Genomic DNA, 22,852 nt, shown 5'->3' with positions numbered 1-22,852 from the left:
ATCCGACCGCATCGCCACCTGGCCCCTCATCGCGACCCGGCCCTCATCGCGACCTGGCCCCCATCTCCACGCGGCCCCCCATCGCCACCCGGCCCTTCTCCTCCCGACCCCTCCATCGCCATTGGAGCCCCCATCACTCGAGCCCTCGCAACCGCGGCCTCAGTGTCGCGAACCCCGGTGCCAGCGGGAAATGCCGTCCGCGAGGCGATGATTTTTCATCTCGGCGTGGGTCTCCATCCACGAGGAGGCGATATGGGCGAGCAACGACAGGTGCTGATGGCGAGCGTGGCGCTGCTGGAGCGGGCGATCGACTACACGCTCGGCAGCCTGCGCGTGGTGACTCCCGCCGCACTCTGCCGGGCGACTCCCTGCGCGGGCTGGAACCTGCAGCGGCTGCTGGAGCACCTGAACGACTCCCTCCACGCCTTGAACGAGGCCGCCACCTTCCACCACGTCACCAGCCCTCATCCGGCCGACCACGTCACCACCCACCATCAGGTCCGCCACGCCACCACCCCCTATCCGGCCCAGGAAGGCGCACCACCACCTACCGCCCGTCCGTTCGACGCCCTCCTGCTTAGGGACGGCGCCACGGAGGTGCTCGGCCGATGGGCCGCCACCGTCGCCCTCACTGCCCCGACCGCCACGACCGCTGAGGACGACCTCGTCTCTGTGGGCGACCGCCACCTGACCGCCCCCATGGTGGCTGTGGCAGGGGCCATCGAGATCGCCGTACACGGCTGGGACGTGGCCCGAGCCTGTGGCGAGCCCCACCCGATCCCGCCTCTCATGGCCGAGGAACTGCTCGACCTGGCCCACCTGTTCGTCACGGAAGAGGACCGTCCGGTCAGGTTCGCGCCGCCGGTGCGGGTGCCCGCGTACGCGCCCGCGCAGGACCACCTCCTCGCCTACCTGGGCCGCCATCCAGACTGGTTCGCCCACAACTGACCGTCGGCACACTCCACACTCACCGCCCGCACGCCGTACGATCACCTTGTTGCGCAAAGTCAGCCCACATATCCGGCACCGCTCCCTCTGAACCCGCGACGTCACTACCGATACGGTGAGAAGATCGGTAATAGCGACCGGCCAAGGCCGGGACGCTCACGCAGACCACACCGTGCCAGGGGGCAAAGATCGTCCGGCCCGGTCCACGAGGCGGCGCAAAGCATGGCCGCGGACGGGCCGACCAACGTGGTGGCGACGACCGTTCTTCGTGCGGCCGTCGCCACCACCAAGCCCTCTCCCGACACCCCCACCCGCACCGTGCCCCACCGAAGCCGCACCCGCCCTCCTAAAAGCGGGTGCCGCAGGTTCGAATCCTGCCGGGGGCACTCAGCTAGATCGGCATTTCCGGCCCCTGACCTGCGATTTTTCAGCCGCAGGTCCTCTATTTTTGTGACCTTGGTAGGCAGCAGACGGTGCCCGCATGCAGCCGTAAGACCATGATCAGGGGACATATGCGGGATGATCTTGAGTGCGTTTCCCCAGGTCAAACCGGGATTGCGGGCCATCCGAGCATCCGGTAACCGGTGAGGCCGCCCGGCTACCGGACAACGACAGCCGCCGATCGTGCCAAATACGTGCGCAAACTTCGCCTTGGTCTCGGCGCAGGCCTCAGGCTGTGCCCGAGACCCACGGAGAACGGACAAGAAGTCATGAGCGACTACACGAGCATCGAAGACATCTCCCCCGACCCAGTGGGGGTCACCTGAATCAAAAGCGTCGCCGTCAATGAGGTGCTGCGGCATAGAGACCGATCCCTCCGGGGTGCCGTGGCCGCCGACTGGGGAAAGCGCCAGGTGGCGCTCTGGGGCGACGACGGGGACGCTGTCGAGGACCGTAAGGACGAGGAGGGAGGGTTCGGGCGTGCGACGTTGCTCGCCGTGGAGCATGACGGGGCGGTTTTGAACGAGCCAGTGTCCTGGGCCGGCAGTGGTTCGGCGCTGCTGCGGCGGCTGACCGCGTCCGGCGGAGACGCGCTGGGCCTGAGCTCGACCGTCAACCTGCACGTCTCGGTGACCTTCGCGGCACACGGCGACATGCTGGCCACTTTTGCCCTGGGCGAGCCCCTGACCGGCATCCACATCGACCGCGCATGGCTGGTCCGGCCCAACCGGCTCGCCCTCCCGTCTGCCCCGCCGAAGTGGAACGACCCGCCCTGTTCCTCAACAAGCAGATGCGCGACCTGTCCGCCGCCGACCCCCGGCATCGCCACGCTCGCCACCATCCCAGCCCGAGAAGCTGCCGGAGATCATCAGCATGGCGGTGGACCCTGGCACTGCGCACCACCGGCCTGGACGGCGAATGCGTGAACGAGGTCCTTAGAACCGGCCGCCTGCACCACCAAGCTTCCCCCGGTCATCGCCGTGCCGGCAGAGGAGTTGGCCGCTGCGGCCTCGTTTCGCTCTCTGTGTGCCGACTCCGACTACGGTCATATCCGGCCGCGCACCTTCTGCCACCAGCAGCAGGGCGGGCAACGTACTGACCGTTAGCGTCGATCTACTCCTGATCGACGTGCGCGGCCCGGCACGAACCCGCTGGGGCATCGGCGGCTCGCCGACGGTGTGGCATCCCTGTGTGGCCGCCGAGATCATCGCGAATAGTCAGCCCGTCGACGCGCGCCTGGCTATGTACCGCACGGGCTGAGCATGAGTCGTCAGGAGGTGGGCCGGATGCACGAGTGCTGCGCCTCGAACCAGTCGGCGGCGATGTCGGTTCCTGTGAAGCGCCCGATCAAGGCCAAGGCAGAGCTGACGCTCTCCTCCCGGTCGACGCGATCGTCGAAGACGTCGTCCGCGCTGATCTGGAAGCGCAGCCCCTCCATCAGATGATCGAGCGCGTACGGGTCGTTGCCGAAGCGTATCTCCGGCTGGGAAGGACTGAATGAGGTCACCAGACGTCCGTCGCGAGCGTAATGGAGGTAGTCCCGATTGCTGATGTCCATGCTGAGGCCGAAGGCCTCACGACCGCCTGCGGTGATGGACAGCAGATGGTCGCGGTCGGCGGTTGCCGGCACGATGCTGATCCAGTCTCCGACCTCGGCGATCCAGAGAGATTCGTCGTCGATGTTCCGATCGAGGATCTCACTCAGGTGGCACGCGGTGCGGGTGGAGAGGTCCAACTGGTAGATCGGAGCGAGCGTGTCGAGATCCGCGCCCTTGATCCAGATGGCGCTGAATCCCAGCGCCCACAGGTCCATGTCGCCGTCGAGCCCCTCCGTGAAGAGGGTCGAGGTCAGAAGGTCGTGCAGGTAGGTCGGTGACTGCATGGCCGCCTCTCGAACAGGAGGGGGCATCCCATGGATGCCCCCTCCTCAAAGGTGGGTTACGGGTTACCTTGCTTGGTTGTCACGAAGAAGGCGTTGGCGGTGCGCCGTCTTTTATTCTCACGAAGAAGGCGTTACCGGGCCGATTCTGTAAGCCCCCTTCGAGGGTTGCGTTGGGAAGGACACGATATCGGGCGTAGAAAGCGCCCAGGTCGCGACCTGCGGCCTGGTTGTGGTCCGTGCTTACCATGCGGAGTGAGGCGTTGAGAGAAGGAACCCAGACGTTGTTCTCCATCTTGCCGTCGACGCCGATCGCCTGCCAGGTGGACGCGAACGGGTATTCGTCGCATTGTTTGTTCGGATCGTCACGTCCGGGAAGATCCTTGCAGTACTTGTCCAGGTTGTTGGAGTTCTTCGAGTTGTACAGCGCTCCGTCCGGAGCTGGGACCCGGTCTCTGTTGGCCCGCTTGGTCAAGGGAACTATCCGGCAATGAGCTGGGTCGGGCGAGTTCAGGCACCCGTCGTAGTTGCCGGGGAAGTTCTTGGTGATGGGCGTTCCCTCCTTGGTTACCTTTGGATCCGTGTCCCGCGGATGCTGGAAGGCGAATCGGATGTGCTGCGCCACCTCTCCACGGTGAGAGTCTCCGGTGTACATGGTGTAGACCCGGTCAACGCCGAGGAAGCGGCACCCTCCGGTGTTCCCTCTCCACGTGGTTCTGTCGTTCACCCGGACGCGGTAGCTGATGCGCTCGCTGTCGCAACGCGCGACGAAGGGCAGGTCGCCCTTGACGGTCGGGGGTCCCTGTTCGGTGGCCAGATATTGCCACAAGCGGAAGGGGCTCGGATCCAGCTTGGGGACGTTGGCAGGCGGATACAGCTTGGGGCGCAGGGTGCAGTTGCCGAACGACTTGCCTCCGGATCGGAAGACGAATTCGTCGGTGCTGCCTCTCTTGAGGCCCCCGATTGTCGTGGTCCGGTTCGCTCCTTCGACCATCGAGCAACTGGAGCCCTCAGACCCCGCGACGTCGCCCGTGATCTGGACTGTCAAGCCGTCGTGCGCAGTAGTGGGCTGGCAATTGGCGCCCACAGTGTGCACATTGGTGATGCCGACCCAGACGCTGATATCCCTGGCCGTGTAGTCGGTCCCCGCGCCATGGACAACAGGCGAGCCGTTCTTGGTGCCCAGATAGGTGTGCGCGACCACGGTGGCCGTCATCATCACACCCATGCTCTTCGGGCACCGGGTCCTCGGTAGGCCGGTGAGCAGATCGATATCCCAGTCACCCCAACCCAGGACTCTGCTGTAGCAGCCGGTATAGGGCCTGACAACGGTCCAGCCGAACCCATGATTGGGCCGGGGAGATTGAGTGAGTCGCGCATTGTTGCACTCGGCGAGATTCATCCGCTCATAGCTGAACGGACCGCTCGTGTTCGGGTCAGACGTCGCGGCCGCAGCCGTAGCGGGCGATGCCGAGGAGGCCGGTGCGCCCGATGCCGGAGGGGCCTGGACGTCGTTCTGCGTTGGCGATCCGCCACCCGCCCGCGGGTCGCCGACCGTGAACGTCTGCCACTCCGACCAGGCGCCCGGGACGTCGTCGACCGTCGCACGCGCGCGCCACCGCAGCCGCTCGCCCTTGTGGAGCTTGCCTGCCGGGACCCGCACTGTGTGACGCGAGACATCAGCCTTCGCGGTCACCTTGCCTGACCATGCCGACACGCTGGTCGCCGTCTGCGTGGCGCTCTGCGACTTGGCCGGTTGGCGGGCAACCTCCACCTCTACTGACGCCGGGCGGCCATCAAAGTCCGACGTCCAGGCGGTGAACTGCGGGGTGGTGCCCTTGTTCTCGGATATCGCCAGTTTCTCGATGCCGATGGCAATGCCGGTGGAGTCGGTCCGCCGTGCGGCCGCAGCCGGCGCTGGAGCGGCACCGACGGGGGTGTTCATGTCGGTCTGGATCTCGGTCGCGGTCTGGACGCGGTTGTAGATGCGTACCTCGTCGATCGCGCCGCTGAAGAACTCGTCCTCCCAGACGTTGTTGCCGCCGAGACGTAGCACGCCGCCGTCGTCGGCGAGGCCGCCGGTCATCGGCGTCTGGTCGATCTGGGTACCGTTCAGGTACATGGTGATGATCGTGCCGTTGTAGGTGACAGCCAGGTGACTCCATTGGTTCAGCGGCAGCGGATCGTCGCCCACCACCGACTTGGAGCCGGCGGCGTTTTCCAGCCAGCCCAGGGGGACATCACCGACGGACGCGTACAGCCCGTACGCAGCGCCGTTGGCCTTCTCCTTCATCAGCACGGTGCGCCAGCCGTCCACTGTCGCCGGCTTGACCCATGCCGAGTACGTCAGCGCATTCTTCAAGCGCAGCGATTCGACGTGCGGCACGGTGACCCAGCTGGTGGTGCCGTTGAACGAGAGGGCCTTGCCGTGCTTGCCGGTCGTCGTCCAGGTGGTGTCGGTGGCGGCTCCGGTGTTGTTCTTCCCGGAGGAGTCGCCCACGGTCGTGCCCGTGCCCTCTTCCATGCCGTACGCGGCCACCAGGCCCGGGTTCGTCGGCGGGGCCGTGACGCTGGCCGAGACCTCGTTCGAGGACGGGCCGAGGTTACCGGCCGCGTCGACGCCGCGGACCCGGTAGTAGTACGTCCCCGCCGCGAGGCCCGCGTCGGTGAACGTGGTGGTCGGCGACGAGCCGACCTGGTTCGCGGCCGACGGAGTGATTCCCGGCGTCGTGGAGCGGTGAATTCTGTAGCCGTCCACGCCCACGTTGTCCGTCGAGGCCGTCCAGGTGAGCTGCGCGCTGCCGGGGCCACCCGTCGCGGCGAGCGAACCGGGCGCGGTCGGCGCCTGGGTGTCCGGCGGCGCCGTCTCACCGATCGGGGTGATCATGTCAGTCTGGATCTCGGCGGCGCTCTGCGCGCGGTTGTAGACACGCACCTCGTCGATCAAGCCGCTGAAGAACTCGCCCCAGATGGAGTTGCCGCCGATGCGCAGCGGGCTACCGTCGTCAATGAGGCTTTCACTGTGCGGAGTCTCGGCGACCTGCTGTCCGTTGACAAACAACCGCAGGGCGGCTCCGTCATAGGTGAACGCCAGGTGGCTCCACGTGTTCACCGACAAGGGAGCAACACCGTCGGCCATCGCGTGTCCCGAAGCGGAGAGTTTCACCCAGCCAGACGGAACTGAGTCACCATCGGCCGCGTACAGGAGATAGGAGACACCGCCAGCGCTCAACTCCTTGCCCACCACGCTGCGCCAGTCAGCGACCGTGGCCGGGTTGACCCAGGCCGAGAGCGTCATCCCGGTCGTCAAGCGCAACGACGCGGCGTGCGCGACGGTGACCATACTGGAGGAGCCGTTGAACATCAGCGCCTTGCCGTACTTGCCGTTCTGCCACGAGGTGGCGGTCGCCACCCCCGCGTTGGCGTGGCCGGAGGTGTCGCTCACGTTTGTGCCGGCGCCCTCGCTCATGCCGTAGGCGGCCACGAGCCCTGATGGTGCCTTCGCGCCGGTGGTAAACGACCAGGTGTGCGGCTGAGCCATGGCATTACCCGCGACATCCTTGGCTCCGAGTACCTCGGCACCGTACGCAGTGTTCTCAGACAGCGGTTGGGTCGGCGTGAACGTGAGCACCCGAGCGGTGGCATCCATGGAACTCGTGCCAGCGACCGCCATACCGGCCGGATCCTTTAGCGTGAACTGCGCATCGGTGACCGCTTCGCTGAACGTCACCGTGACCGGTGCAGTGACCGGAACCCCCGTCGCCTGAGCCGCCGGAGTGACCGCGGAGACGGTCGGCGGCGTCGTGTCGTTCTCGGTGGCGAAGCGCCAGGAATGCGAGGTCTGCTGGTTGCCCTCCTCGTCGTAGGCCTCGCTCACCTCCGCGTCATAGTCGGTCGCGGGCTTCAGCGGCGCAGCAGGGGTGAAGGTGAGGATCTTCCTGGTGGTATCCAGGCTCGCCGCTCCCTGGACCGTGGTCCCTGCGGCATCCTTGACAGTGATCTTCGGCTCCCAGACGGCTTCGCTGAAGGTCGCCGTGATCGTGGTGCCGACTGGGACGCCGGTGCTGTCGGCGACGGGACGCACGTCTGTGACCGTGGGCTTCGTCTCGTCCAGCGGGAGATCACCGGCCGGAACCTCATTGGGATCCAGGGTGGCCGGATCGACCTCGACGTCGTCCGGCAGTGGCTGCAGACGGTTGGTGTCGATCTCGTAGGGGGTGCCCACGCCCAGCTTTTCGATCTCGTCGGCCTCCTGGTCACTCAGCGCCCAGTTGACGGTGTCGTCCAGGGGCTCCGCCTCCAGCGCCGTAGCTTGCTGATAGGTGGGAAACTCTGTGAAGTCGTCGTCAGACTCGAACTTCACCCATTTGGTCTCCGTAGGCGCGGGCGTGTAGTCGATGATGAGTGCGGGAGGGTGACGGTAGCCCGGGTAAGGTTCACCACCGCCGAATTGGCTGGAGTAGTACTGGCGCCAGTTGATGGCGGCGGTTTCGCTGGCGGCCTTCAGCACGATCCCATGGTTGGGCACGCCTTGCTGAATCCAGGCGCGGGTCATGGCGGTGACCTCGTAGAAGAGTTCCTCGTCCTTGGCGCACCAACTGGCGGGGTCGGCGTCGTAGTTGTAGCCTGCCTGGTTCACCGTCTCGGCCGCCGTGCTCGGGGGCTGGTTGTACCAGTCCAGGCTGTCGATCGTCCCGTCGAGGGTCCAGTCGGCGGTGACGCGCGCGGCCCGGATGCCGGCGCCCATGGTCTCCCCGCACAGCTGTCCGTTGGGTCCGCCGGACTTGTAGTTCCACATGCGCAGGTCCGCGTCGTTGACGGTGGCGCCCTGCAACACGGGGTCGGTGGTGTCGAATTTCATGTACACGCGGGCGACGTCCGCGCTGGTCGAGGTGGTGCCCGCGCGAAGGTACCCGGCCGCGGCGTTGTTGTTGTAGGGGTCGTTCTTACTGATCCAGGCGTCGTCGGGGGCGCCGCCGCCGAACCAGATGGAGGACGCGGCGACGGTCACCGGGTAGGTCACCGCGGGGTCGGCCAGGAACTTCTCATCCGGGGAGAACACCAGCTCCGAGGTCTTGCCGGTGGTCTCGACCTGCGCCTTGACGGAGGAGGTTCTGCCCTGCTCGGGGGCGGTCTCCACCTTGGCATCCGTCGCGGTCAGCACGATCGGCGCGGCCTTGGCCTCGCCCTTGGCGTCCTTGAGCTGTGGCAGCCCTTGCGGTGTCTTACCGAAGGTGGTGCTCTCGGGCAGGGTGAGCGGCAGCCGTACGGTGACTGGGCCGGTGGGCCGCTGCCGGAAGACCACCTGGGAGATGAAGCCGTCGGCCTGGGCCAGCACCACCAGGTCCGCGCCCGGTGCGACGGCGTCGGGGTAGGTGACCGCGTTACCGGAGACCTTGGGTTCGGGGAGCACGCGCGTCACGCCCAGACCGATCTCGCCGTGCTCCCCGGCCGCGGATACCAGATGCTTGGCGCCACGCCCGCCGAAGGTCAGCGGGGTCTTGACCCGGGCGGCCTGCAGCTTGCCGTTGCGCGTGACGATGCGGGTGTCGATGGGTTCCCAAGCGCCGCTGGCCGGGTTCTTGAGCTGAACGGGCCGGGTGGACAGCTCAGCTCGCATGTTCTTGCCATCGGTGTTCGCCCAGACCTTCATGGTCTCGGTGGAGCGGGAGGGAACCTCGACGGGCTTACCGGATTTGGCCGCCTCTTCCCACGCCGCCTTGAGCGTCGACTCCGTGGTCGCGGCTGTCGATTTGGGTGTCGAGGTAGGGGATGGCGTAGGGCTCTGGGCGGTCGCGGGTGCGCTCATGAGCGAGAGCGGCAGCGTCAGAGCCGCGATCAGGGCAGCGCGGCGGCGCGTCCGGCCGGATAAGCCGGACACTAATCGGCGTGTGTTCACTCGTAACCTTTCGAACAGATGTGGCAAAACAGGCTTGATCGTGACATAAGGGAGCGATAAAGTAAAGATCGTTTTCAGTATCGGGAACGAGATGCTCCGTGAGCACAGATCGCGTGGACCCGCCTTGTCGAGCGGCAATCTGTCCATGTGTGTCCTGGCCGGACGGTTGGCACCACATGCACCGGGGCGGAGTGGCTTCGAGGGCCTGGCTCGGCAGCGATCAAAAGATTCGGCCGCGAACACGGCAGGGGTACGCCGATCACGTCGGGCTCCGCCTTGTCCCTGGCCTTGGGGCGGATACGGCTGGCGGAGCCGTCGAGCCAGCGGATGCGCCAGCTGTTCAAGACGCTGGCCCGGCGCCGGAACCGATACGGGCGGCCCTTGCCCCTACGATGTTGCAACGTGTTCACACGACGCTGCGGGGCGGCACCGAACGGGCGGTCCGTGACGGGCTGCTGACCAGCAATCCCGTCAGCTACCTACGGTTCCCGCGTCACGCCACCCGCTCACGGTGATGCGGTCGCAGCGGCGGCTGATGGCCTGGTAGGCCGACGGACAGCGGACAGTGATGGCCAAGGATCACGCAGCAGTTACAGGTGTTTCTCTTGTTGAGCTGGGACGATGCGTTGAGGGAGGCGGCAACGACATCAGACTCCTTCCCCGACGCCCACATCTTAAGAGCGGGAACTTCTTGCAAGGCTCCGACCGCGAGTATTTTTTTGACCAGGCCAAACGCCCGTCAAGCGACGGACAATAGGAGGTCCTGACTGAGGGGCCAATGCACGGTGCACAGCAATCAGATATCGCCCATCAGTAGACATGTTGGACACGAAATGACTCGAGCTCTCCTAAAGCGGGTGCCGCAGGTCTTTTGCTTTCCAGACCCCTGTAAGGCCGCCAGAGGCACCCGCATGCAGCCGTGGGACAGTGTTCTGGGGACATACGGGGGATGATCTTGAAGGTGTTTCCCGAGGTCAGCCGCAGATAGATAGAGGTGGCTGGCACGGCCGAACCGCTGCTTTCTATGATCGTCGGCGTGCAGCGCCTCGCCCTCTTTGACCTCGACAGAACACTCATCGACCTTGACACCGCGTTCAGCCGGTGGGCCGAGGAGTTCGCCGCGCAGCACCATCTGGACCCCGAGGGCGTCGCCTGGCTGGTCTCCCAGGATCGAGTGACACAGCCGCACCGAGAAGCATTCTTCACCAAGGTCCGCGAGCACTTCGCGCTGCCCGAGCCGGTCGAGGAGCTGTGGGCCGGCTACCGCCGCCGCATGCCCCACCTCGTACAGTGCTATCCCGGCGTCCTCACCGGATTAGCCGGCCTGCGCGCCGCGGGATGGCGGGTGGGGATCGTCGCCAACGGCATGGCGGACAACCAGCTCGGCAAGCTACGCCGGACCGGGCTGGCCGACATGGTCGACGGCTATGCCTTGTCAGGGGTTGAAGGTGTCCGGAAGCCCGATACCCGGCTCTTCCAGATCGCGGCTCAGCGGTGCGGAGCCAGTCTCGCCGAGGGCGGTTGGATGGTGGGCGACAACCTCGTCGCGGACATCGCGGGTGCTCAAGCTGCGGGCCTGCGCGGGATCTGGGTCGATCGGGGGACGTGGCTCGGGCACGAACATCGTGCCGATCACGTGGTGGCGGACGTGGCCGAGGCGATTGCCATCATGCGTGATACGCACCAGCCGGGATGAATGTTGATCTCATGCCGTATGAGCAGTTCGGCTCGACGGCGCTACGACAGCCCTTTATCGTCACATTGATCCCATAGATAGTCGTCCTCAAGATCCAAAGGATCCAGGATGATGGCGTCCCAGGAGCAGATCACTGCCGCTCGGCGCACGATCGAGCAGGTACGCGACCAGCACGCCAACGACGTGCGCAAGCTCATCGGCCTGCTCCAAGACGGCGCGATGAAGGGCAAGGCCGCCGACAAGCTGCTCAAGGACTGCCAGGTGTGGGAGGCCGCCTATCGAGGCGTCTTCAACCGGGCCCTGGCGCTGGTCGAGTCCGCACGTCCCGATCCTGCCAAGTCGACAGATCCGACAGACCCCTTGGGAGTTCGGCCACCACCCCTGAACCTGCCGGGGACGGCGCGCGGATGAGCCCTGCCCCGAACCGGATCGGCATCGACCCCGCGCTGATGACCCAGCTGATCAGCGAGATCAAGCGCCTGGAGCGGTCGTGGCCAGACGCGGACGCGCAGATCGGCAGAGCGTTGACCTCGATCGGCGCCAGCATGTCCGGACCAGGCACGCTCAGGGACGTCGCCTCCCAGATCGCCCAGCACATTCCCGACCTCCAGCGCCGTTTGGACCTCATCATCTCCACCCAGAAGATCGGGCTCGACAAGGGAGTGGTGTGGGCCGATGAGACACTCTGGGTGTCGAACTCGCCAGCGAGCGGGGCCGCGGCAGCCAAGTCGGTCGCCGGCCACCTCCGGCAGGCGCAAAAGGACGCCGCCTTCGTCGGCGGCCAGAAGGCCATCGGCCGCGAGCTTCTGGAACTGCTGGAAAAGCACCAAAGCGATCCCTACTTCGCTGTCGCCTTTGCCAAGGAGATGCCGCCCAAGGAACTCAAGGCGCTGCTGAAGGATCTCTACCTCTCGCAGAACGGTTCTCTCTACAACAACCCGCCGTCCCCGGATATCGATCGTCTGGTGGCGGCACTGGGAGTGACGCTGGGCACGGCCTCGCGAGGCGCCGGCGAGATGAAGTTACCCAAGGGTTACGCCGACGCGCTCATCGCCTCAGATGACGAGGTGCTGAGCGGCACCATCGTTGGCAATCTGCTGCGGCATGGGACCTTCGATGACGCGTTCCTGCGTGAGATCGCCAACAAGGTCTTCGACAACACGCAGAAGCCGCCCGCCGAACGACAGGACGTCATCGGGTTCGGCTCAGGGATCGCCGCCGCTCTGGCGAACAACGCCCGAGTCGCCCAGGACTTCTTCACCGACCCCGCTCGCAAACCCTTGTCCTTCCTGATGCGGGACAACTCCTGGGGCGGCGGCAGCGGCGAACTCGGCCGGGCTATCGAGGCGGCCACCACAACCTTCCGTGACCACGGCCAGCCTCCTGGCAGTTCACGTGGGTACAAGTCGGCCTTGATCGCGTCCTGGGCCGTCCACTTCTGGTCAGACCCGCGGGCGCAGGCCAACCTTCCCGATACCCGGCAGAACGCCGGCCGCGTCTTCGCGGCCTACATAAGTGACGTCAACCGCATCTCTCCTAAGACACCGGAGTATCTCGGTGTCACGCCGCTGCCGGATTCGGACTCAGCGCTTCCGGGGAAGCAACCTTATGGCGCTGTGTTCGGCTATGACGAGTCCAAACGTGCGATGACATGGGCATTCAAGGATCCCGAGGCTCTAAAGACCGTCATCGCCGCGCATGGCAAATACAGTGCGATGGCTCTAGACGCTCAGGCCGCGCAGATTGCGCAAGCGAATAAGAGCGCCTTTGAAGCTTGGCGCGAGAGTCATTCGAACGCCTCCAAGGCCGAAGTTGACATACAGAAACAGAAGTTCTTACGGGGCAACATGGCTGGCGATGCGGCCGAAGACTTCAAAGCGAGGGTTTTCGATCTGAGCAAGTCACTTCATTTCGTTGTGGACGCCGGAAACTTGTCCGAGGTAAACGCAGCGGACGCGCGAGATAAGACCAACCAGATCATGAAGGATACCGCTGCCAGCACAGTCAAACTTATGCTCACACCAGCAGGCGAGTGGGTTGTGGCGGGATTTGAATTCCTTGATGACACTGCTGGGGCTCAAGTTAAATTCGAAGAGGGCACGAAAGCGCGCGAGAAGGCAGAGACGGCTCTATCTACGAGTCGAGAACTTTTCAAGGACCTGACCGCAGATGCTATGATGCGAAACGGCCTGTTCGGAGAAGACACGGAGGCAGCGACTACACATCCCCATGCATCCGAGAACTACGCAAAAGGCTCTCCGCAGGACTTTATCAAGGATGGGGAGATCCTTCCTCGCGACGCTATGACGACGCTTCAGAAGATCGCGTATCTGGATTGGCTGGAACAAGGAGCGGCTTCAGGCATGTTCAAGGACGTCAGCGACGCAGTAGAGGACGGCTTCAGACCGTCGCCGCCTCCCTACCCTAAGGCCGACGAATGAGGGCGTATCCATCAGCGCTCCTGTTGATCGCCGTGGCAGCCGCAGCTGTCTCTTGTTCATCCCCTCCGCCGCCGAAGGACCGGACTCCCCTAGGGGCAGTTACCGCGTCTCCCGGTGAATGTGGCGTACTCTCCGAGCAGGCCATAGCCCGCGCAACAGGCATGACCGGCTTCTACACCAGTGGCACAGATTCACTCACCCATTTCAGATACTGCATCATATCGAAATCCGCAGACACCAAAGAGCCAGCGAGATTGTCGATCGAGCTTCAAGACGACCTAGCCTTTTCACAGGAAGGGCTCGAACGCAGAAGGGTCGCCGACAAAGGCGTTATCCTGCCTGTTGGAGTGGGTCCCGGCTATAGCACGATCGTCAGGGGCGAGAATGGAGAGCCCTTGGGGGCCTCCGTATCCGCATGGACGACACAGGGCACCAAACTTCTTTCCATCACGCTCTACCAAGGCGCGCCAGGCCGAGATCACCAAGCGGACGTCATCGAATTCGCCCGGCAACTCCGTCCCCTCCTTCTCCGTCCTTCCTCCCCCTGACTACTGCGCTACGTATGGCGGCGTCTGTGCTGGAGTAGCTCGCGCCATAGCTGCATGGAGCATCGACCTTCTCGCCCACGCCCCAAGGCGATCAATTGCAAGCAGTACTTTACTGCCGCGCCGCTTCCGGCGCTCGGGCCTGGCGGCCCTGCGCTCCGGGTCGGCGTGCCACCGGATGACGTGGTGACCGCAGTCGGTGGTGACGCGGGACATACGCGGGATGATCAAGCTTGCTGAACGAACTAATCAGTATGTTTCAGCAGGTCAAGGCATGTGGCGATGCGACTTGGCTCGCCCTCTCACCGTAGACGCGTCAGTCTTCGCGAGAGACGAAGTGGGGCCCGTTCCAAGAGAACGGCCGAGCTGGACGACAAAGGCCAGGCCCGGCCGACCAGTGGCTCGTCGTGCACCCCTGCGCCTGCCGTTGCCCGCCCGCGCGTCGTACGGGCAGATTGGCGCCCCGTACGAAGGACTGCGCCTCGTACGGTACGGACAAGCGCGCCCTGTACGAAGGACTGCGCCCCGTACAGGTCACTGGCGGCTCGTACGGACAAGTGCGCCCCGTACGAACGACCGCGTCCCGTACGGGCCACTGGCGGCCCGTACAGGCGATCGTGCCCGGTACGGACGACTGGCGGTCTGTACGAACGACCGTGCCCCGTACGGACAAGTGCGCCCTGGACGGACGGCTGCGTGCCTGACGGGCGGTTGGGGGAGCGGCGATCATGGCACTCCGCCCCCGGCCCTCGGCCCTCGGCCCCGGCCTGGGGTGCCGTGTCGGGGGTTTAGGGGTGGATCTGGGGTGTTTGGGGTCAGAGGAGGGGAGGGGTGGGGTCTTCTTCGCGGAGTGTTTCCAGGACCTGCTCTCCGTATTTGGCCAGCTTGTTCTCCCCGACCCCGTTCACCCTGCTCAGCTCGGTCAGCGAGGCGGGTCGGAGCGTGGCGATCTCTCGCAGGGTCGCGTCGTGGAAGATGACGTAGGCGGGCACCCCCTGCTCCTTGGCGATCGAGCCGCGCCACGAGCGCAGGCGTTCGAACAGGGGGGCGGCCTCCGGCGGCAGCTCCACGACGGCCTGGGCGGACTTCGACCCGGAGGCCGTCTTCACGCGGGCCGGGCGCAGGGTGTCTCGGCGCAGGGGCACCTCTCGCTGCCCGCGCAGCACCGCTGAACTCTCCTCCGTCAGCACCAGTGTCCCGTGGTCGGACTCCACCGCCAGCAGCCCCTGGGCCAGCAGTTGCCGGACGACCCCGTGCCACTCCGCGTTGCCCAGGTCGGCCCCGACGCCGAACACCTTGAGCGTCTCGTGCCCGTGCTGCAGCACCTTGGCGGTCTTCTTGCCGAGCAGGATGTCGACCACCTGCCCCACCCCGAACTTCTGCCGCCGCTCCTTGGCCAGCCGGAACACCGTGGACAGCACCTTCTGCGCCGGGACCGTGCCGTCCCACGACTCGGGAGGAGCCTGGCAGGTGTCGCAGTTTCCGCACGGCTGCGAGCCCTTCTGCCCGAAGTAGTCGAGCAGCATCACCCGCCGGCAGCCCACGGTCTCGCACAGCGCCAGCATCGCGTCGAGGTGCAGCACCTGGCGGCGGCGGTGGGCCTCGTCGCCCTCCAACGCCATGCGCCGGTGTTGGACGACGTCGTGCAGACCGTAGGCCATCCACGCGGTGGCGGGCAGCCCGTCGCGCCCCGCCCGCCCGGTCTCCTGGTAGTAGCCCTCCACCGACTTCGGCAGGTCGAAGTGGGCCACGAAGCGCACGTCGGGCTTGTCGATGCCCATGCCGAACGCGATCGTGGCCACCACCACGAGCCCGTCTTCCCGCAGGAAGCGAGCCTGGTGCAGGGCGCGGGTGCGGGCGTCGAGGCCCGCGTGGTACGGCACCGCCGCGATGCCGTTGTCCACCAGGAACTCGGCGATCTTCTCGACCGAGGACCGGGACAGGCAGTAGACGATGCCCGACTCGCCCGCATGCTCGGTGCGCAGGAACTCCAGGAGTTGGCGCTTGGGCTCGTTTTTCGGCGCGATGCGGTAGTGGATGTTGGGCCGGTCGAAGCTGGCCACGAAGTGGCGGGCCTGCTGGAGCCCGAGCCTGGCGGAGATCTCCTCGTGCGTGGCGGGGGTGGCGGTGGCGGTGAGCGCGATGCGCGGCACCTCGGGCCACAGCTCGTGCAGCCTGGACAGCTCGAGGTAGTCGGGACGGAAGTCGTGCCCCCACTGCGCCACGCAGTGCGCCTCGTCGATGGCGAACACCGAGATCTCGCCCTTGGCCAGCAGCCGCTGGGTGGCCTCGACCCGCAGCCGCTCGGGGGCGAGGTAGAGCAGGTCGAGCTCGCCGGCCAGGAACTCCGACTCCACGAGCTGGCGTTCGTCGAAGTCCTGTGTCGAGTTGAGGAACCCCGCCCGTACGCCGAGCGCCCGCAACGCGTCGACCTGGTCCTGCATCAGCGCGATCAGCGGTGAGATGACCACGCCCACGCCACGGCGCACCAGGGCGGGGATCTGATAGCACAGCGACTTGCCGCCACCGGTGGGCATCAGGACGAGTGCGTCACCGCCGCCCACGACGTGGTCGATGATCTCCTGCTGGCCCGCCCGGAAGGAGTCGTAGCCGAACACGCGATGCAGGACGTCGGTGGGGGTATCCATGCGGCTACCTTACGTGTTCGTGGGTGGACGTAGTGTCAGTTCCGCCGACGGCGGACCCCGCGTCCGTGCGCCGGGGCCCTTCGATCGTAAGACGTGGACCGGGGTCGGGTGGCCGGTGCGGACGGTTCCCGCGCGGATCATCGGAACGCGGACGGCACTGCCCGTCCCGGTGAGCGGATCATCGGAACGCCGACGGTGCCGCCCGTCTCGGTGAGCGGATTATCGGAACGCCGACGGCACCGCCCGTCCCGGTGAGCTGGGCGGCTCCGGCGGCATGGGAAGGGGTTGAGGCGGACGGGGTGCGGGTGTCGTCCGGGTGGATGTGGGTGGGGTGCGGGTGGGCGGGGTGCCGCCTCGGCGTGCGTGGTGGCGGGTGGGGTGGCGGGGTCGGTCGGCAATCGGGGAATGAAAACCGTTGTCGCTTGGTTGCAGGGGCCATGAAGAAGAACCTGCACCCCGACTACCGTCCGGTCGTCTTCCGCGACCCGAGCGCCGGCTTCGCCTTCCTCACCCGTTCGACGCTGACCAGCGACAAGACCGTCGAGTGGGCGGACGGAAAGGCGTACCCGGTCATCGACGTGGACGTCTCGTCCGCCAGCCACCCCTTCTACACGGGCCGTGGCCGCATCCTCGACACCGCGGGCCGGGTCGAGCGGTTCAACCAGCGCTACGGCAAGCGCTGAGGCAGTATGTGACGCATGTTCGAATCGCCCCTGTCTGCCCGCCTCGACCGGGCCGAACGGATCCTGGTCGCCGGCGCGGGCGGGGGCTCGGACGTGTACGCCGGGTTACCCCTCGCCCTGTCCCTGCGCGAGGCGGGCAAGGAGGTGCACCTGGCGAACCTGTCGTTCAGCCACCTCGACGCGCTCGACCTCGACGTCTGGCTGTTCGAGGACGTCGCCGAGATCGGCCCCGACACCCCCGCCCGCGACTGGTACTTCCCCGAGCGCTGCCTGGCCCGCTGGCTCGCCGCGCACGGCCAATCGGCCACCGTGTACGCCTTCCCCAAGGTCGGCGTGCGCCCGCTGGGGGCCGCGTACGCCAGGCTGGCCGAGCACCTGGGCCTCGACGCGGTCGTCCTCGTGGACGGCGGCACCGACATCCTCATGCGCGGGGACGAGGCCGGCCTCGGCACCCCGGCCGACGACATGACCAGCCTGGCCGCCGCGCACGCGCTCGACGTTCCCGAGAAGGTCGTGGTCTGCCTGGGCTTCGGTGTGGACGCCTATCACGGCGTCAACCACGTACAGGTGCTGGAGAACCTGGCGGCGCTCGAACGCGAGGGCGGCTACCTGGGCGCGTTCTCCGTGTCCAGGGCCACGAAGGCGGGCGCGCTCTATCTCGACGCCGTCGCCCATGCCCAGGCCGAGCTGCCGGTGTACCCGAGCATCGTGAACGGCTCGATCGCGGCGGCCGTGCGCGGCGACTTCGGGGACGTGCGCTTCACCGACAGGACCCGGGGCGGCGAGTTGTTCGTCAATCCGCTCATGGCCGTCTACTTCGCGGTGGACCTGGACGCGCTGGCCAGGCGCTCGCTCTACCTGGACCGGCTGGCGGACACCGTCCTGATGCGACAGGTTGTCTCGGTCATCGAGGACTTCCGCGACGAGGTGACGCCCCGGCCGCCCAAACAGTTCCCCCACTGAGCCTTCAGCAACCCCACGCCTGCACGGGCCCCACGCCTGACCGTACCGTTCGGTTCGATGAGGTGTTAGCGTCCTGGATCGTTCTGATTCGGTGCGACCCTTGGAGCCTTTGATGACCGATCCCTTCTCCGCCGACCCGCCGCGAGACCCCGACTTTCCCGCCACCACGCCCGCCGTGACCTTCGACAGCGGCGGCGCGACCCTGCTGGGCGTGCTGCACGTGCCGTCCGGCCCCGGGCCGCATCCGGTGGTCGTGGTGCTGCACGGATTCCCGGGGAACGAGCGCAACTTCGACCTCGCGCAGGTGCTGCGCAGGGCGGGCTACGCGGCGTTGGTGTTCCACTATCGCGGCTCGTGGGGCGTCGGCGGCTCGTGGTCATGGGGCAACGTGCTCCAGGACGCGGCGGCGGTCGTGGCCGGGCTGCGCGACCCTGACGTCGTGGCCGCCCACCGGCTCGATCCGCGCCGGGTGGCGCTGGTCGGCCACAGCCTTGGGGGCTTCACCGCCGTGATGACCGCGGCCGCCGACCCGTCCGTCGCGGCGGTCGCCTCGGTGTCCGCGTTCGACTTCGGTACGGCGTCGGCGCTCTGCCGTGCCGATCCGAGCGTCCGTGCGGCCTACGTCGAGGCGTTCGCCGGTGAGCTGGGCCCACTTCAGGGCACCAGCGGGGAGGCGCTCGTCGCCGAGATGGAGGCCGCAGGCGACGCGTGGCGGTTGGCCGGGCTCGCGCCGCTGCTGGCGGACCGCCCGGTGCTCCTCGTCGGCACCGGCCACGACACCGTCACCCCCTCCGACGTGCATCATGAGCCGGTCGTGGCGGCGTACCTGGCGCAGCCCGTCGAACAGCTCGAACACCACGTCCTCCCCACCGACCACGCGTTGTCGGACCACCGCGTGACGCTGGCCCATACGGTCCTGGGCTTCCTGGAGCGGCACCTCTGAGAGCGGCACCTCTGAGAGCGGCACCTCTGAGAGCGGCGCGTGGGCCTCAGCCGTCGCGCTGAGAGCGGGAGCGGCGGCGCAGCACCAGCAGGTCGATCACGGCGATGACCACCACGGCGGCGGCGATGCCGGCCTCCCAGCGCCACACCTCCTCCCCCGTGCGTACGGCGAGCACGACGAAGAACACACCCGCCACGAGGCCGAACGCCAGGGCGACGAGCGACATGATCCGGCGGACCCGGAGCGGGCTGCGCGCGGTCACCGGCTCGGTGCCCTGGCGGTTACGCAGCCACATGGTCGTCCCCCTCCTCGAGCGAGGCGCCTCAGGGCCTCAGGCCAGGCACCTCAGGGCCGCGGCGACGCGCGGGTCGACGTCGTGGGAGTCCGGCAGACGGCCCACCGTGGCCTCGACGAACTCCGGGTACGACAGCGTCGCGCTGGTCCCGCCCGCCGCCACCCAGACCGCGTCGGGCATCTGCTCGACCTGCACCTTGGCGTCCTGCTCCGCCAGCACGAACCGGCCCACGGCCACCCGCCACAACGTCCGGCCCTCGGTCTCGGCCTCGGAGACGGGCGCGGCCACGTCGTCGGCGTGGGTGGCGTACTCGGAGTCGTAGTGGAATGTCTGCAGGCCCACGGGGTAGGGCCCGGCCATCGTCTCGAGCAGCGCGTCGGGGCCGAGCGCCCGCATGCGCTCACGCGTCTCGCCGTTCTTGACCCGCCACTCGGCCAGCACCTCTTCGACGGGCAGGTCGCGGCGCTCGCGTACGCACCACTCGTTGAAGTCGTTGTACCCGTCGACGGCCTCCCCGGCCAGTTGGGACATCAGATCCTCCACGGTGCCGTCGAGGCAGGCGTGGTTGTACAGCTCCTCGCCCGCCAGATGGGCCAGCACGTCGCGGACGGACCAGCCCGCGCACCGGGACGGCCGACGCCAACCGGTCTCGTCGAGCCCCGAGAAGAACCAGTCGAGCCGGGCGGCCTCGGTGTCGAAGATGTCGAACGGGTTGAGGTCTTTGAGCAGGTCGTCGGCCATACCCGGACGCTACCCGTCAGGTGCCGACTTTCACGGCCCGGTCGCCGATGGCCGCCTTGACCCGGCGGTACTCGCCGGGGCAGGAGGGCGCGCGCTCGGCCGGGACCCAGCCGCCCTCGGCGATGCGGCCGTACTTGGCGGGGTCGGCGCCGTAGAGCAGGCAGGCGAACGTGGCCGACTCGGCCCTGCCGGACAGGTGGTCGAGGTCGAGGTGCCCGGCCAGCAGGTGGCGGGCCTCGGCGGCGGCGATCACGCGCTCGGGCGCGTCGGCCGGCAGCGTCAGCGCGGCGAACCTGTCGGCCTGCCCGGAGCTGTCGGTCAGGCCGTTGAGCGTGGTCAGCGCGTGGCCGAGCTGGTGGTGGAAGAGCACGGTGAGCGCGCCGTCGAGCCGAGCGCCGGCGGCCCGCGTGTCGGTCTCCTCGGTCTCGGAGATGCCCTTGATCGTGCCGCGTACCCGGTCGACCAGGGAGTAGCAGATCGTGATCTCGCGTTTGCCGGCGTTCCACCCGGCCGTGGGGGAGTCGCAGTCACGGGCGACCACCCGGACGGGCTCGGGCAGCCGGATGCCGGTCTTCAGCGCGCCGCTGTCCTTCAGCAGCCGCTCGGCCTGCTCGGCGCGCGGCGAGCCGGGCTCCTCGTAGCGTACGGACAGCCCGGGTGAGGGGGCCGCGCCCAGCGTGCTCGTCATGCTCAGGACGAGGGCGACGACGGGGTGCGGCATTCGAGTGCTCCTTCGGGGGCTCGGTCGACACAATGCGACTCACCATGCGGCGATTGAGTGATCGATAAACCTCGGAAAGATAAAAGATCCCGGGAATGCCGGAGCCCGGCCCACACGGGACCGGGCTCGAAAAGGCCGGAGGCCCGGCCCCGCAGGGGGACCGGGCCTCGGCGAGATGGATCAGCCACGCCACCAGGAGCCGTAGACCCGCACGTAGTCCGTGCGGCTCGTCGCGCTCTCGAGCTCGTCGTCACCGCTGAACACGGCACGGAAGCTGCCGCTCTTGCTGGCACGCGCCTTGGCGTAGAACTTGCCGTCCCACGACGTGCGGTCGGAGGCGACCCACTTCCAGGCGTTGGAGCCGTTGGCCCGGAAGTAGATGTTGACGCGCTCGTTGCGCACGCCCTCCCAGCCGTCGTCGTCCACCTGCAGACGGCCGGAGAAGGAGATCGACTTGCCCTTGCGGACCTTGGAGGGGCCGGCGTCGAAGCGCGAGATGCGCGTGTCGGCCTTGCCCTTCTGGATCTCGACCGAGAAGTACGCCGAGTCCGTGGCGATCTCCTTGCCGGCGCCGTCGAAGGCGACGGCGGTGGCCCGCCACTTGCCGGCCGGGTCGTTCTCGTTGAACCCGGCGGCGAAGCGCCAGCCCTCGAGGTCCTTGACGTCCCTGTTCCGCATGGTGTGGAAGCCGTCGGCGGGGGACAGGGTGAGCTCGACCTTCTTGACGTCGGAGCTGGCGCCGACGTCGAAGTATGCCGTGGTCTCGGCGCCCGGCTTCACGACCACCGGGTTGGGGGTGATGTCGCGGATCCGGAGCTGGGTGTCCGTCTTGGTGGTCGCCGAAGCGATGCCGGCGCCGGACACGAGCATGGCGCCGCCCACAAGAGCGGAAAGGATACCTACTGCGATCTTTCTCATGAGGGTGCTGATTCCTCTCCCCGTATTGACTTGGAGCCGGCTCGGGGTGGCCGGACTCCCTCTACTACTTTGAGGCTCCGGAAAGGGAAAAGGTTGGCTAAAGTTCGGAGCAATATTTGATCACGGTGTTAACCAGGGCTTACACAGGAAAATCACATGTTTGATCATGCCGACGCACTACAGTCTGGCCCCATGACGGACGTCTACACGCTGGGTGAGCCGCTGGGGGTGGTGTCCAGCGGTCGGGTGCGCCATGAGAGCGAAGCCCGGATGGACGTCTGCGGCCCCGAGTTCACCCTGGCCGTCGCCCTGGCCAGGCTCGGGCACCAGTGTGCGTATCTGGGCAAGGTGGGCGCCGACGACCTGGGAGCCAGGGCGCTGAGCGTGCTGCGGGGCGAGGGCGTGGACGTCCTGGACATGCGCGTGACCGAGGGCGCGCGTACGGGGCTGCTGTTACGCGAGACGCGCGTGGCCAGGGAGCACGTCGTCGTCCACTACCGCGCCGGCTCGGCCGGGTCGCTGCTCGCGGCGGGCAACGTGCCGATCGACCGGATCGCCGCCGCCAAGATGTTGCACGTCACCGGCCTCACGGCGGGGCTGGGCCACGACGCGCTCGACGCCGTGCGCACCGCCGTCACCGCGGCCAGGAAGGCCGGGGTGATGATCTCCTTCTCCGTCGCGTACGTCCCCGAGCTGTGGGCCTCGGTCCGCGACGCCGAGGAGGTGCTGAGCGAGCTGGCCTGCGAGTCGCACCTGCTCTTCCTCCGGCAGGACGAACTCGACCTGGTCAAGCCCGCCCTCACCCCCGAGCGGGAGGTCGTGGTGGACCGGGGCGCGAAGGGCGCCACCGCCCGGTCCGACCGGATGCGGTACGACGTGCCGGGCTGGCAGGTCCCCGTCGTGGACACGGCGGGGGCGGGAGAGGCGTTCGCGGCCGGTTACATCAGCGCCGCGCTCGACGGCCTCACCCCCCAGGAACGCCTGCACCGCGGGGCGCTGTTGAGCGCCGCCGCGGTGACCAGCGTCAGCGACTGGCAGGGGTTGCCCACCAGGGCCGACCTGTGAGCCGGCGGGTCTCGCCGACCGCCGGG

General features: G+C 67.2%; 16 protein-coding genes and 1 tRNA gene. 10 read left to right on the top strand and 7 right to left on the bottom strand.

Features of this window, described 5'->3' with window-relative positions; genetic code table 11:
• Positions 1-252 precede the first annotated feature (252 nt).
• The 3 genes from ACZ6S0_RS15460 (at position 253) to ACZ6S0_RS15450 (ending at position 2,315) form a co-directional block, all read left to right on the top strand.
• Entirely contained in the window at positions 253-948 is a 696-nt protein-coding gene (locus tag ACZ6S0_RS15460; RefSeq protein WP_465916993.1) for a maleylpyruvate isomerase family mycothiol-dependent enzyme, read from the top strand.
• A gap of 320 nt (positions 949-1,268) precedes the next feature.
• Positions 1,269-1,334 (top strand) — tRNA-OTHER (locus tag ACZ6S0_RS15455).
• Between the two features lie 441 nt (positions 1,335-1,775).
• Entirely contained in the window at positions 1,776-2,315 is a 540-nt protein-coding gene (locus ACZ6S0_RS15450) for a hypothetical protein (protein WP_465916990.1), read from the top strand.
• A 344-nt stretch (positions 2,316-2,659) separates the two neighbouring features.
• Here ACZ6S0_RS15450 and ACZ6S0_RS15445 read toward each other — a convergent pair whose 3' ends face one another.
• Complete coding sequence (locus ACZ6S0_RS15445; protein ID WP_465916986.1) at positions 2,660-3,271, bottom strand: DUF6461 domain-containing protein; 612 nt, start codon at positions 3,269-3,271, stop codon at positions 2,660-2,662.
• Positions 3,272-3,350: 79 nt separating this feature from the next.
• Complete coding sequence (locus ACZ6S0_RS15440) at positions 3,351-9,314, bottom strand: LamG-like jellyroll fold domain-containing protein (RefSeq protein ID WP_465916982.1); 5,964 nt, start codon at positions 9,312-9,314, stop codon at positions 3,351-3,353.
• 877 nt (positions 9,315-10,191) lie between these two features.
• On the opposite strand from ACZ6S0_RS15440, the gene ACZ6S0_RS15435 reads away from it, so the two are divergent.
• The 3 genes from ACZ6S0_RS15435 (at position 10,192) to ACZ6S0_RS15425 (ending at position 13,304) form a co-directional block, all read left to right on the top strand.
• Positions 10,192-10,863, top strand: a complete 672-nt coding sequence (locus ACZ6S0_RS15435; RefSeq protein WP_465916978.1) for an HAD family hydrolase — start codon at positions 10,192-10,194, stop codon at positions 10,861-10,863.
• 108 nt (positions 10,864-10,971) lie between these two features.
• Positions 10,972-11,274 carry a hypothetical protein gene (locus ACZ6S0_RS15430; protein ID WP_465916974.1) on the top strand — a complete coding sequence of 101 codons (303 nt, stop codon included), beginning with the start codon at positions 10,972-10,974 and terminating at the stop codon, positions 11,272-11,274.
• On the top strand, positions 11,271-13,304 hold the full coding sequence (locus ACZ6S0_RS15425) for a hypothetical protein (RefSeq protein ID WP_465916970.1): 2,034 nt from the start codon (positions 11,271-11,273) through the stop codon (positions 13,302-13,304). The genes ACZ6S0_RS15430 and ACZ6S0_RS15425 overlap by 4 nt, the downstream gene beginning before the upstream one ends.
• A 1,360-nt stretch (positions 13,305-14,664) precedes the next feature.
• On the opposite strand, the gene recQ is transcribed toward ACZ6S0_RS15425, so the two are convergent.
• Complete coding sequence (recQ, locus tag ACZ6S0_RS15420) at positions 14,665-16,497, bottom strand: DNA helicase RecQ (protein ID WP_465916964.1); 1,833 nt, start codon at positions 16,495-16,497, stop codon at positions 14,665-14,667.
• A 437-nt stretch (positions 16,498-16,934) separates the two neighbouring features.
• On the opposite strand from recQ, the gene ACZ6S0_RS15415 reads away from it, so the two are divergent.
• The 3 genes from ACZ6S0_RS15415 to ACZ6S0_RS15405 all read left to right on the top strand — a co-directional run bounded on the left by ACZ6S0_RS15415 (position 16,935) and on the right by ACZ6S0_RS15405 (position 19,086).
• On the top strand, positions 16,935-17,180 hold the full coding sequence (locus ACZ6S0_RS15415; RefSeq protein WP_465916959.1) for a type B 50S ribosomal protein L31: 246 nt from the start codon (positions 16,935-16,937) through the stop codon (positions 17,178-17,180).
• 15 nt (positions 17,181-17,195) lie between these two features.
• The gene (locus tag ACZ6S0_RS15410) at positions 17,196-18,143 is read left to right on the top strand and encodes a DUF1152 domain-containing protein (protein WP_465916956.1); all 948 of its coding nucleotides are present in this window, start codon (positions 17,196-17,198) and stop codon (positions 18,141-18,143) included.
• Between the two features lie 112 nt (positions 18,144-18,255).
• Complete coding sequence (locus ACZ6S0_RS15405) at positions 18,256-19,086, top strand: alpha/beta hydrolase (protein WP_465916952.1); 831 nt, start codon at positions 18,256-18,258, stop codon at positions 19,084-19,086.
• Between the two features lie 46 nt (positions 19,087-19,132).
• On the opposite strand, the gene ACZ6S0_RS15400 is transcribed toward ACZ6S0_RS15405, so the two are convergent.
• From ACZ6S0_RS15400 to ACZ6S0_RS15385, 4 genes are all read right to left on the bottom strand, one after another.
• Positions 19,133-19,381 (bottom strand): DUF6343 family protein, encoded by a 249-nt coding sequence (locus ACZ6S0_RS15400; protein ID WP_465916949.1) that lies wholly within the window; start codon positions 19,379-19,381, stop codon positions 19,133-19,135.
• Between the two features lie 36 nt (positions 19,382-19,417).
• Positions 19,418-20,122, bottom strand: coding sequence for a maleylpyruvate isomerase family mycothiol-dependent enzyme (locus ACZ6S0_RS15395; RefSeq protein WP_465916945.1), 705 nt, complete (start codon positions 20,120-20,122; stop codon positions 19,418-19,420).
• Positions 20,123-20,138: 16 nt separating this feature from the next.
• Positions 20,139-20,843, bottom strand: a complete 705-nt coding sequence (locus ACZ6S0_RS15390; protein ID WP_465916942.1) for a DUF4344 domain-containing metallopeptidase — start codon at positions 20,841-20,843, stop codon at positions 20,139-20,141.
• A gap of 180 nt (positions 20,844-21,023) precedes the next feature.
• Entirely contained in the window at positions 21,024-21,761 is a 738-nt protein-coding gene (locus ACZ6S0_RS15385; RefSeq protein ID WP_465916939.1) for a hypothetical protein, read from the bottom strand.
• A gap of 192 nt (positions 21,762-21,953) precedes the next feature.
• Here ACZ6S0_RS15385 and ACZ6S0_RS15380 point away from each other — a divergent pair, with 192 nt between their 5' ends.
• Entirely contained in the window at positions 21,954-22,826 is an 873-nt protein-coding gene (locus ACZ6S0_RS15380; protein WP_465916935.1) for a sugar kinase, read from the top strand.
• Positions 22,827-22,852: the final 26 nt, after the last annotated feature.

Source organism: Nonomuraea sp. NPDC051298, from assembly GCF_055586305.1.
The sequence above is the reverse complement of the archived record's forward strand: the minus strand, read 5'-3'. Positions and strand labels throughout refer to the sequence as shown.